The organism is Roseibium sp. RKSG952 (genome assembly GCF_009711355.1).
On sequence record NZ_SMMF01000779.1, the window covers coordinates 1 to 8,707 of the forward strand.

Genomic DNA, 8,707 nt, shown 5'->3' on the forward strand with positions numbered 1-8,707 from the left:
TCCTTCAGGGCGGGGAAGACGTTAAGACAACATGTGCGGTCCTTGTAATCGCAGGACTATTGGCGGGCGGTCACCCGGAGGAAATCGCGGGGACGGAAGCGTGGACGACAGCCCTATTTCTTGGCTGGATCGTAACCTGGCTCCCAGCGCTCAAGGATTGGATCCGGCACACCCTCTCAGCCGATTGTGATTTTCCGTTTCATTCTTTCTTGTTTTTGTTGCATCTTCTTGGTGAGTGAGCTCGAATCGAATGACGGAATGAACGATGGCTAGATAATCCACTTCATCGCTACCCGTAGCGGGACGAACTCCAATGACCTTATCGAACCCTGAATTCTGCGGAAACGACCCATGGACGAGCGCATCTCAGAAATCCTTTCCAACCACGCAACCGCGACGGTCAAGTCGTCCGGCGGCGAAAAGCCGAGTTCGCTGTCCCACTGGATAAGAACCCTCGCAAAGAACGTACCCGCTGTTGCGCTCACCGTCGTCGCGGCCGTCGGAACCTACAGCGTCATGACGTCGTTCGACCCAGACATAACCACACATGCCCAAACGACAGAAGCCGGACCGCTGGACGTAAGTCCCGACGGCCCCACCTATCTCAAGCCTGAATTCTTTGAAGTCGCAGTTCGGACGATCCAGCATAACACGCTCTTGTCGGGCCGTGAGGCGGCCGAGATCGTCGATGCGATGGAGGACCTTGGTCAAGGATGTAAGACCAATGCGAACACACAGGGAGAGCGATGCGTCTTCCACGCCCACGGCGTGACGCTTGATTTTGATCGGGAACTATACAGAGCGACAGCCAACCCTGTGGCCCGCGATGGGAGCATAGTCTTCCGCAAACACATCGTCACCGCCGAACAGCGCGGGGACAACCTCAGGCTCACAGACGAAGAGATCTTCTGGAACAACATTAAGGGCCCCTGAGACCGAGCGAAGTTTTCGGCACCCGATCTCAGAAACCAAATTCTCTCTAGCTTAACCGCTCATGCGCAGGGAGCCCGACGACATCTCGATCCACTCGTCATGCTCCTTCTTGCAGTAGTCGCTCGCCAGAACGCCGTAGGGAGCAAGGTCGGTTTTATACTTCATCCAGAGCGCCACGCTCAGATCGCCACTGCAGTCCGGAAAACCATTGTCTTCCATCCACTTTATAACGGCTTCGGAAAACTTCTTTTCGTAGTTTTCACTGTAATCCAGCGCGTAGAAGGAGTCGCAGCCGCCGTGACCGGCGTTCCTCGCACAAAGAACCTTCTTGCCGTCGAAGGTGATGTTCGTCTCGAAACAGAGTGTTTCCTCGGACATGGATGGATAGCTCTTGAAGCCCGACAGCTGCCAGCGATCCATTTCGTGCGGCGGATCCTTCGGTAGAGGGACTTTCGAATGACGAAGGATGGCTGGGGGAACGCTGTATTTTAACACCCCCCCGTCAGCGACCACCGAGATCCTGGCCCCACCTCTGGTGACGACTCCTAGAATGACCCCGTCCTTGCCGTCGAATTCCACCCGGTCGTTCTTTGTGAAGGACGAGACCGGAGATGCCTCGAGCGGCTTATCGGATGCCTTCAACATTCGCTGCGGGACCCTCCAGGTATTCGTCGTCCCGTCCTCTAGTACTGATGCCTTAGCACCGCCGCGCTGAACCACTCCGTGAATGTCTCGTCCCTGATGCTGGAACTGGACGCGCGCATTTTTCTTGAAACCCATGAATTCACTCCTTTAAATTCCTCCTACGATATTAGCCCCCTCACTGAATGCCACAAGCGACCCGTTGCGCGGGACTCATTAATCGTGGTATCCATGAATCCCCTCGGCAAGGCATCCCGCTTCGCCGAAGACAAAGTACGAAGGACGCGGCATGATCTGCGAGGCGATGCACTTCCGTTAAGTAACAACCTACGGAGTGCGACATGTTACAGAAAGAAATCACCCTCTTGCCGGCGACCATCAAGATCGGCGGACGTTTTCTTGCGTTTGACAATTTGTCCGATCTCGCAGTGAGCGCGCTCGGAACGAATTTCGGATACGGCGAGTGCACGGGCGAAATCAACCGTCTGAGGCGCAACATGGAGGATGGCTACATCGTTGTCAGCGACTATCTCGGAATTTCAATCCGGGAACATGACTTCATCCCGTTTGCTCTGGACGCCTGCCGCAAGGAAAGACAGCGTCGGCTTGCCCGGCGTCTCCGCAGGGAGAACTACACCTTCCGACGCGGCCCGGTACCGGGCATCCGCTGCTCCCGCGGTGGCGGCGGCATGTTTCGTCACCCTCGCACGCTTAATGAAATGCGCAACGCGGTCGCTTGCGATAGTGATTCCGAACTGCGCGACCTGGGCGTACGGGTGCGTGGCCGCCGCAAGAAGGCAGCCCTTCCTACCCTGTGGCACGACCTCTGGAGGAACGACATCGACAACAAAAACTGGAAGTACCAGCGACGCACGCAGTACCGCGTCGCGGTGCCTTCCGCGAAGAGGATGCCGTAATCCAGTCGAGGGCAACGAAGTCAGATTTTCGCTTGCGTTCCATGGGATTCGTGCGAGCATACCTTAGACGAATCCCACTAAGGAGACCCGAATGAACAAGAACCTCATCGCAGCTTCGATCCTCGTCCTCGGACTGTCCGCATGCGCGTCCGTCACCTACGTCGCGCACACCGTCATCTACGTCGCGGACGGAGCGTTCTCCCGCCTCGACAAGATCGAGAAACTCGTCCAGCAGATCCCGGAACTCGCCGAGAAGGCCGACAGGTTCGCCGACGGCATGGAGAAACGCGTTCAGAGTGCAAGGGAAGCACTGCCGACTGCGGCCGACGAAATCGGATCCTCCGGAGCCCGCGCCTACGGTGTTTTCAAGAGCATGACGAAAGGCGCCGAGGGATCCGAGACGATCGACGATTAATGACGGACTTCGACAGACGTGAGAGGTTCGCACGCAGGAGCGATCACCTCTTCGACCGAATGAGTTGCATGGATCTTAAGCGCATGGCCGTCTCCATCCCGGCCATGACGCCGCCTGGCACCGTCTGGGACGGCTCGATCGGTCACGAATGCCACAACATTGACTTTAAGGAAGCAGCGCGTGCCGTCTCCTTCGTTTTGGAAAAAGGCAATCCCTTCACCGAAATCCGCCTCATCTGCGACATGGCCGCCGAGATCCAGCTCATGCTTCCGAGCGTAAATTTGGTCCTCTCTCCAGTCCTGAAAACACCGCTCAAATCGACTCAAGCGGCCGACATGCCGCGTTACGCCCGCCATATGCATTTCGACATGGAGTTAAACAAAAGCTTCCTGTACGTACCGTTTGGCTTTTCCATCAAGGTGGCGACGATATTCCTGAGCACAGAGCAGTTCGACGACGACTTCATGAGACGCAGCTACCGTGCCGTCTGGGACATGCTGGAACCTGCGATACGTCCATCCTGGTTGAGTCAAATGGAGCAGGAGAGAATGCTGGCCGCCTCCCGGTCCGAGTTCAACCCGACCCACACGGACACAAGCATTCCGGAATATCTGAACGAGATCGAGATGAACGGCGGAAGCCCTCAGGTCGATCGGATGATGTCATGGGCAGGCACGGGCTTCGAATCCTACCTGATGAACCTCCGTCTGCTACACACCGTTCCCTACATCGCCGAGGACGAGGAGAGCGGTGATCTTGTCTACCCCCGCTACGCGAGCCTCTATCATGCGATCCTGAATGGAGAAGGCAACGTCTGGCTCCATGATTATCGCCACAAGAACGGATACGTTCAGCGCTAGGCCCTAACGTCCCTGTCAAGTGATTTTTCCGCATCCCGCCGGATCGACGCGACCGGGCCGAAACCAGCCACCGGAACCGATGTCGACGACAGAGACGGAGCCGCCTCCTCTCTCGCGAGATCGCGCCGTGAGCTCATTCCCCCAATCCGCACGTGCTGCCTCTTCAGGAACTCGCCCCTGTTCCCGATTTGCTCACTGAGGTTGGAAATCGTCTCGACGACATCCCCGCTTAGGATGTCCTTAGCGAGGTTCGGATAGGTTTGCATCCATTGCAATTGCGCTCGAACGGCCGCATTGCGGATGCCTAGCGCGTTAACGTCCATGTTCTGACGATCCTGAGGGTCGGCGGTCAGGAATTTCAGGATCAACGCGTACTCGGATTCGAAGACGGCCTTCGCCCCCTTTGCCTTGATCGTCGGCTCCATAGCCGGATCTATAGAAGAGATGCTCACGGCCATTCTTTCGTTGCGCTTCATCGCCCTATAGGCGCGCATGGGGGATATCAGGCCCGGGCCGCGGAGAGCATCCTCGACCCTGCGGCGGCGTTCCTCCGGATCGTCCGATTTCATCTCGCGCTCCAGCCTTCTCTGGGTTTTGGGAGCCATCCTCTTCAGGGAGCTCTCCGGGTCATGCCCGGGAACCAGCCGCGAGAGCGAGGTCGCGACACTGCCCAGCGCAACGAGGGTACCAACGAGAAACCCGCCCTTCGAGACGAACAATTGCTCACGCAAATCCGTCCGGACGTTATGCGTGATGTCAAAAATCTCAGAATGCCCATTGGTCATGCAACGCCTCCCTTGTTGAACGCATGGTAAGGCGCGAAAAAGCAACCGACAAATGGCGGCGCTTCGTCGCTCGCTAGAGCGATGCGGACAACGAGGCCCAATCGGTCACTGCGCCGAAGTCCTCTTGGCTTATCGGCGCTCCGGCCCTAGCGATGGCCAGAAACGCGCAATTAGGCGCAAGGGGTGCCTGGGTGAGTAGGGCTTCGCAATACCCACCGGCATTCCTTTAAGTTTCCAATGCTGCTAACGTATTTCAAGAGCAGCTCACGGCTCGTATTTCAGATCGCATGCCACACGGTTTCAACCCTTTCTACCCCTGAAGCACCAGTGTGGCGGTAGAAGCAACAATTAGGGCGATGACAATCGATTTTCGCATGACGTTGCGTTCTCCTATCAGCGTTACCGAAAGCAGAAAGCCAACTACGAGGCTGGTGCGCCGGAAGATTGAAAGATAGGTCACGTTTGCTGCGGGGTCGGCAATCGCAAGGAAATAGATCCATTCGGCAACCACCCAGGACAGACCCGTCAGTGGGATCCAGATGGACCAGACAAGCCTTTGATATGTGCGGGTCTTGAAGCAGAAAAGCGCTAGGAGCAGTCCCGCAATTAGAAACCGATGAATAGCGGACCAAGCCTGGATTTCTGCCGACGCCAACCCTACTGTTTGCACGATGTATTTGTCGTAGACGGTCGTCATGGCAGACAGGACGGTGGCGACCAGCATCATGGCCATAGGCAGACTTTTGAGCGCCGAAATCCCTTCCGATTTGCCAATCTGGGAGAGCAAATAATAAGCAAAGACAGAGGCAAGAACCGCCGTTAACTGGATTGGGGTGAGATAGTCGCCAAAGACAATTGCTCCGCCGATAAACGTCCAGATTGGCCCCGAGGCTCGGACAGCTCCTGAAAACGACAGCGGCAATTCACGCACCGAAAAATAGGCAAAGAGCCACGATGCCGTCATCATCAGTCCTTTGACCAGAATGAGCGCCTGCGAATGCCAGCTCGTTATGCCGATATCGACATGAAAGCTACTGGAGGAGGTGAACGGCGTGAAGAAGGGCAGCCAGGCAAATGCACCGAACATGGACGACCAGAATACGACCGGAAAAACCCCATTTCCGGTCATCGCCTTCTTGGTCCAATAGTCGTAAAATCCCAATGTGATGCCAGCCAGCAGCCCGAACAGGATCCAGCTCATGCCAAGCTTGCCCGAAAGCTGGAAATGTTCTCAGAAAGATGCGAGATCGAAGAAGTGCCGGTTAAAATAGCCGATCCTTTCGGTAATCCGGAATTCAAAACGTGTTTGAAGGCCGCAATCCGACCGATCTCGCCGGTTTGAGCTGCTTCGCCCATGGCAAACGGACGGTTCGCCAAAACGCGCATACCTTTTTCAGCAAGACGCGCGTGAACCCCCAGCCATCCGGGAGTACTGGAATTGAGGGGAAATTGCAGCCAGTCGAACAATCCTGTTTCGATTGCTGCGTGGGCAGCGGTTTCGCTTGAAACCGAAGCGCCAAATGCGGGTATACCGCAGGATCTAGCCTTGAGAATGGCACGTTCGACATCTGCAAGGCGCACGCTCTCCTCCGTTGCCTTGTGGACTTGAAGCACGTCAATGCGCCCGAGCAGGTCAAGGCTTCGGTCTATGCTACGGCAGAGTGCGTTGTAGCTGTGATCGACCTCTGTGTTTTGGTCTTGCGCGACCCAGTGTTCGCCTGCTTTCGTTGCGATGATGACATCTTTCATCATCTCCGGGCGAGCATTAAGGGCCTCACCCAGAATAGCTTCGCTGGTGTTGTATGCCGGCGCGGTATCAAAGAGGCGGATGCCCATCTCATGTGCCGCGTGGATTAGCGCAATTGCCTCCGGCTTTGGCGGCGGGGTGGTGTTGCGCACACCCCACCTGCGGCCTATGGACACGAGTCCCAGGCCTAGTTTGATTGTGTTCATGTACTCAGCTCTTGGGGTGAAAATGACTTTGCGGCAGGAGATTGTCTTCGCTGATCGTGCCGTTGCCGACGATGACCTTGCCTTTGGGGATGCACAGATTGCGGGCAACGCCGCTGCCTTTCAGCAAGCCGCCTCTCAGGTCCGGATCCGGTTCCATGAAGGAGCCTCCGTCTCCAAGCGAACAGGAGTCAACGGTAATATTTCCCAGGATCTGGGTTCCATCACCAAGGCAGCAGGCGCCGAAAACACTCGGGTTGTTGAGGTAGCGTCCGTTGCTGCCGATCTGGATCCTGGCACCGTCCCTGTTCGCCTTGGCGGTGAAGCCGCCTTCACCAAATTGATTGTTGCTTCCGATGGTCACGTCGCCATGACTGGCTTCGATCAGCGTTCCGGCGTGCAACGTGTTTTCATCGGCAAAGACAATTGCGGCAGCGCCAGAAGCTCTCAGGGTCACGCCCGGATAAATGACATTGTTCCGTCCGAAGCCGACGGAGGCTGAGACAAGTGTGGAGAATGGATCCAGCACCAAATTGCCTTCGAGTACCTCAAGTGTCTCCCTAACGGTTAGAAACCCGCAGGCGATCCGGGCAGCGTCAATCTTTTCAAACGGGGACATCATGCCGCAAACACCTTCCTGTCATGTATGTCGTCGCAAGGGCGCCGCGAAATCGAAGTGTCGTCCACAGCCTCGTGAACCTGTGCGATTAGTGCGTCGGTCAGGTAAGGCGCTTCCGTTAGCTTTCCGGGCAGCGCCACAACATGATTCTCAATCGGTTCACGGATGGCGATGTTCAGAGACCGTGCATCCTTATGATTGTCTACGAGATCCACTTTCACACATGCTACATCGAGCGCGTCGTTAGGACGCCAGTTGGGAAAAATGCGGGCAATTCCACGTCTCAGGTTGTTTGCCCGGTCGGGCGCGACCTCATAGTCGGGGAGGGCGCTCAATAGAGCGTCTTCATTAAAGCCGACAATGCTGACATTGCCATGATGCATCATGGCAGCTTCCTGCGCATCGAGGTAAAAGATGCCCGCATCGGACAGGCGCTGCGTCACGACAAGGTGGCTTTTCCAATAGCGAATAGGAATGTCCACGTTGTGGAATTTCTTAAAGAGATCCCGAACACCGCCACCGGCAGTGTAAACGATCTTTGACCCCTTAAGCGTGACCTCGTCGTCCTCAGAATTCGTTATCGTCAGCGTGGTCCCTTCAATTCTGGTGATGTCGTAACCGAGAAAGAAAACACACCCGGCTTGCCGCGCCTTCGCGGAAAGTTTCCGGTACAAAAGCCGGGTGTTAATGCTGACGTCATTGACTTCGAAAAGGGCGTCCGCACGGTCAAAATCTGCGTCTGAACAACGGCTCGAAGCCTCGCTACAGGTGATCTGACGGTAGCGCACGCCAGCCTCGTTCCAGCGAGAGATCACGTCGTCGATACGGTTGCCGTCCCGCAGCATCGCAATCGGTCGCACATCCCGGTCTTCGATGGCTTCCGGGCAAAAATTCAACAGCTGTTCATGGCCGTAGATGCAGCGGGCTGCAACCTGCAGTGCGTTGTCGCGGTCCTCAATAGAACACGCGTGATACGTGCCACGGTGTAGCCAACCTTCGTTTCTTGTAGAGGGACCGGATGCTAGTGTTGACATTTTCTCGACTAGCGCGACGGACAAACCAATTCTTGTCATTTTGTAGGCGGACATCAGTCCCGCGACACCGCCACCAATAATTACGATATCAAACATTTGTTTTACCGGACCCCAATGAATCAAAGCAACTTAGTGGAGACATCCTAGGTGACAAAACGATGAAATTCAATCTCAAGATTTTAATTCATCAAGCTGCGCCGTAAAACCCAGTCCTTCAGGTTTGGGATACAAGGTGCCCCCGCGCAAGCGGGAATTCCCGTTTGCTCTTGCATTTTTGGTTCTTTCCAGGGAATAAATCCTGCATGCACCGTGCCACAAAAGTCAGATTGTATCCAACGAAGGATTAGACCAAAGAACTAGACTTCCAGTTCGGCGCTGCGCGCTGGGTGTTTCACAACGTCTTTGAGCCGAGATCCTCGCTCTAGAGATACGGCGTGATTGAAGGCAGCGGACAGTCAAGCGCTGCAACAGTCGATCATGCATCTGAACGAGGCATTTCAGCGCTACTTCCGAGAGCACAGGCGCTACCCGCGCTTCAAGTCGAAGCACGGG

11 protein-coding genes are annotated in these 8,707 nt (G+C 55.8%); 5 read left to right on the plus strand and 6 right to left on the minus strand.

What is annotated here, in order from left to right; all coding sequences use genetic code 11:
- Together E1297_RS49740 and E1297_RS06405 are read left to right on the plus strand one after the other, a co-directional pair.
- Nucleotides 1-239: hypothetical protein (locus E1297_RS49740; RefSeq protein ID WP_209015671.1), on the plus strand; the 239-nt coding region annotated here is incomplete at its 5' end.
- A 112-nt stretch (nt 240-351) separates the two neighbouring features.
- A complete protein-coding gene (locus E1297_RS06405; protein ID WP_155135408.1) occupies nt 352-933 on the plus strand; it encodes a hypothetical protein in 582 nt (193 codons plus the stop codon).
- 51 nt (nt 934-984) lie between these two features.
- Here the strand turns inward: E1297_RS06405 and E1297_RS06410 are convergent, their stop codons facing one another.
- A complete protein-coding gene (locus E1297_RS06410) occupies nt 985-1,713 on the minus strand; it encodes a hypothetical protein (protein WP_155135410.1) in 729 nt (242 codons plus the stop codon).
- A gap of 203 nt (nt 1,714-1,916) precedes the next feature.
- Here E1297_RS06410 and E1297_RS06415 point away from each other — a divergent pair, with 203 nt between their 5' ends.
- From E1297_RS06415 to E1297_RS06425, 3 genes are all read left to right on the plus strand, one after another.
- Nucleotides 1,917-2,492: a hypothetical protein gene (locus E1297_RS06415; protein WP_155135412.1), complete on the plus strand. Its 576-nt coding sequence runs from the start codon at nt 1,917-1,919 to the stop codon at nt 2,490-2,492.
- Between the two features lie 91 nt (nt 2,493-2,583).
- Entirely contained in the window at nt 2,584-2,907 is a 324-nt protein-coding gene (locus E1297_RS06420; RefSeq protein ID WP_155135414.1) for a hypothetical protein, read from the plus strand.
- Between the two features lie 68 nt (nt 2,908-2,975).
- On the plus strand, nt 2,976-3,767 hold the full coding sequence (locus E1297_RS06425; RefSeq protein WP_155135416.1) for a hypothetical protein: 792 nt from the start codon (nt 2,976-2,978) through the stop codon (nt 3,765-3,767).
- Here E1297_RS06425 and E1297_RS06430 read toward each other — a convergent pair.
- The 5 genes from E1297_RS06430 to E1297_RS06450 all read right to left on the minus strand — a co-directional run bounded on the left by E1297_RS06430 (nt 3,764) and on the right by E1297_RS06450 (nt 8,251).
- On the minus strand, nt 3,764-4,552 hold the full coding sequence (locus E1297_RS06430) for a hypothetical protein (protein WP_155135418.1): 789 nt from the start codon (nt 4,550-4,552) through the stop codon (nt 3,764-3,766). The genes E1297_RS06425 and E1297_RS06430 overlap by 4 nt on opposite strands.
- A gap of 310 nt (nt 4,553-4,862) precedes the next feature.
- Nucleotides 4,863-5,753, minus strand: a complete 891-nt coding sequence (locus E1297_RS06435) for a DMT family transporter (RefSeq protein WP_155135420.1) — start codon at nt 5,751-5,753, stop codon at nt 4,863-4,865.
- On the minus strand, nt 5,750-6,505 hold the full coding sequence (locus E1297_RS06440) for an aldo/keto reductase (RefSeq protein WP_155135422.1): 756 nt from the start codon (nt 6,503-6,505) through the stop codon (nt 5,750-5,752). The genes E1297_RS06435 and E1297_RS06440 overlap by 4 nt, the downstream gene beginning before the upstream one ends.
- A gap of 4 nt (nt 6,506-6,509) precedes the next feature.
- Nucleotides 6,510-7,124 (minus strand): hypothetical protein, encoded by a 615-nt coding sequence (locus E1297_RS06445; protein ID WP_209015672.1) that lies wholly within the window; start codon nt 7,122-7,124, stop codon nt 6,510-6,512.
- The gene (locus E1297_RS06450; RefSeq protein WP_155135424.1) at nt 7,121-8,251 is read right to left on the minus strand and encodes an FAD-binding oxidoreductase; all 1,131 of its coding nucleotides are present in this window, start codon (nt 8,249-8,251) and stop codon (nt 7,121-7,123) included. Before E1297_RS06450 ends, E1297_RS06445 begins: the two co-directional genes overlap by 4 nt.
- Nucleotides 8,252-8,707: the final 456 nt, after the last annotated feature.

Coding starts and splice junctions, on each gene's coding strand:
- E1297_RS06405 (WP_155135408.1), top strand. CDS start 352: ATGGACGAGCGCATCTCAGAAATCCTTTCCAACCACGCAACCGCGACG.
- E1297_RS06440 (WP_155135422.1), bottom strand. CDS start 6,505: ATGAACACAATCAAACTAGGCCTGGGACTCGTGTCCATAGGCCGCAGG.
- E1297_RS06420 (WP_155135414.1), top strand. CDS start 2,584: ATGAACAAGAACCTCATCGCAGCTTCGATCCTCGTCCTCGGACTGTCC.
- E1297_RS06410 (WP_155135410.1), bottom strand. CDS start 1,713: ATGGGTTTCAAGAAAAATGCGCGCGTCCAGTTCCAGCATCAGGGACGA.
- E1297_RS06435 (WP_155135420.1), bottom strand. CDS start 5,753: ATGAGCTGGATCCTGTTCGGGCTGCTGGCTGGCATCACATTGGGATTT.
- E1297_RS06445 (WP_209015672.1), bottom strand. CDS start 7,124: ATGATGTCCCCGTTTGAAAAGATTGACGCTGCCCGGATCGCCTGCGGG.
- E1297_RS06430 (WP_155135418.1), bottom strand. CDS start 4,552: ATGACCAATGGGCATTCTGAGATTTTTGACATCACGCATAACGTCCGG.
- E1297_RS06450 (WP_155135424.1), bottom strand. CDS start 8,251: ATGTTTGATATCGTAATTATTGGTGGCGGTGTCGCGGGACTGATGTCC.
- E1297_RS06415 (WP_155135412.1), top strand. CDS start 1,917: ATGTTACAGAAAGAAATCACCCTCTTGCCGGCGACCATCAAGATCGGC.
- E1297_RS06425 (WP_155135416.1), top strand. CDS start 2,976: ATGGATCTTAAGCGCATGGCCGTCTCCATCCCGGCCATGACGCCGCCT.